The organism is Haematomicrobium sanguinis DSM 21259, assembly GCF_000688395.1.
GTDB lineage: Bacteria > Actinomycetota > Actinomycetes > Actinomycetales > Micrococcaceae > Haematomicrobium > Haematomicrobium sanguinis.
Window position 1 is genome coordinate 1 of record NZ_JIAG01000023.1, and the last position, 1,847, is coordinate 1,847.

The following is a 1,847-nucleotide window of genomic DNA, read 5'->3' on the forward strand; positions in this document are numbered from 1 at the left end:
GATATGTGGGTTGCGCGGGCGTCCCCGGGGGACCACTTCACCTACACCAACTTTCGTCCCAACGCCGGGCATCGGGTCCGGATACCGCAGCCCGTGCGTGTTCGGTGGACCCAACCGCGGAAGCGTCAGCATAACCGGGCGCGGGTTACTCGTTCGCGGCGGACGTGCTGCGGATGTATTGGGTGGTGTGAGACGGCGATGCTCACTTCACTGCCACCACGCACCCTTCACGGTGGTCACTGTGACGACACGATTCGGGGGAGCGGCCCGGTTGCGAAACTTTCGATGGCAGTGTCACCCGATCGCGGCCTGCTAGTCCGCGACCGGAACCACGCACTTGCGAACGAGGTGAGGGTTAGTCCTTGAGTGGCGACATGGGTGGGATCGGGTCGAACGCCCCCACCCCTTCCAGTTCCGCATACACCTTTGTGAGCGACGCTATTGGATCAGCAGAATCTTCGACCAGGGCTCGCAGATCCACCAACACCCCACCACCTAAGCGCGGATACCCCAAACCCGCCACACCCGGCGCACACGGCAACCGATCACTAAACCACATCACCAACCCCGGACGCGGACTCGTATACAACTCACCAAGCAACCCACGAGTATCCCGATTCGACAGCGAAATGAAATCAGGAAACCAAATCGACGACAACGATTCAAAAAGCCTGACGATATTCCCTGAAGTAAGGGGCTTGTCCAATTTCTTAATCGCGATAGTGACCCTATTGAATACCATCTCCGTTGCGGCAGTTAGTGATCCAGACCAGAAATCAAGGGCAGAGATGATTTGGTGTGAGTTCGTCTCGTTGAGTGGGAAAAGACTTATGGTGTAGCCGCGATCAGGTTGCGCTTCAACGACGCCGTTTGAGTCCGGATCCGTTAAAAAGACATTCGAATTCACAAATGCCAACTTTTCGATCGAATCGTTTGGCCATATTCCTGCTGGTTCGCTTGTCTTCCAACTGTCAGCTGATCTTTCAAAAGACCTGACAGCCTCCAATGTTTGATCAATGCCATTCACAATCGATTCTGGGGTTGCGGAACGTGCGCCCCACCAGGCATCAACACGGAACTTTGAATCAAACATCACAATCCTTACCTTATCCGGATGAAAACCTATAACAATTATAGCGCTCCGGGTTGAAATATTACTTTAATGCGAACACCAGCTTCCGCAAAAATCTCTCGTAGCGCGTCCGCTCCGGCCTTTGTCGACACGATCCACGTGACAGAAGCGCCAGCGATTAATGCAGCGTCGTACTGTTTCCTCGCGGAAGCGACGATACTTCTGACTATTGTCTCGCTGATGTTGGGGTTTTGGAGGAAGGCGTAGCCGTTTTTGGCGTCGAGGAGTGTGGCTTTGGGTGGTTTTCCGGTGTAAGCGATGCCGTCGAAATCGACGCCGTTGACCCGCACTTCGGGCACCTTGCCGTCCGGGGTGCGGGTGTTGCCCGTGACACGGAGCTGGTACTCGATGTGTTGATTGCGTGGCCGCCGCCGGGCAACGATTTCACCAACACCGACCTGGTCTCCGACTTTGGGCATCGGGTCCGGATACCGTAGCCCGTGCGTGTTCGGTGGACCCAACCGCGGAACCTGTGGGACAACGTCCTTCGGGTTGGACGGGCGCGGCGGACGCACTCCTGGGGGCCGTGCTCCGCTTCCGCCCGGGACGGGTGGTCGCGGTCTGAAGCCGGGCGCCCGAATCCCGCCGAGAAGGGTGGCACCCAGGTTGGTGATCTGCCGGCCGCCGAGAATGAAGTCAATGCCCACATTGGTGGCCATCTCCACCGACTGCCCAGCAGTGATCCGCACCCACCGTGGAGCCTTATTCCCCGCAT

Annotated in this window: 2 protein-coding genes; both read right to left on the bottom strand. The window is 57.4% G+C overall.

The annotated features are described in order from the left end of the window. Positions 1–355: 355 nt before the first annotated feature. The gene (locus tag O148_RS16770) at positions 356–1,093 is read right to left on the bottom strand and encodes a hypothetical protein (RefSeq protein WP_035746295.1); all 738 of its coding nucleotides are present in this window, start codon (positions 1,091–1,093) and stop codon (positions 356–358) included. Between the two features lie 38 nt (positions 1,094–1,131). After that, positions 1,132–1,847 (bottom strand): Tox-REase-5 domain-containing protein (locus O148_RS0113720; protein ID WP_205618197.1); only part of this gene is annotated, 716 nt, incomplete at its 5' end.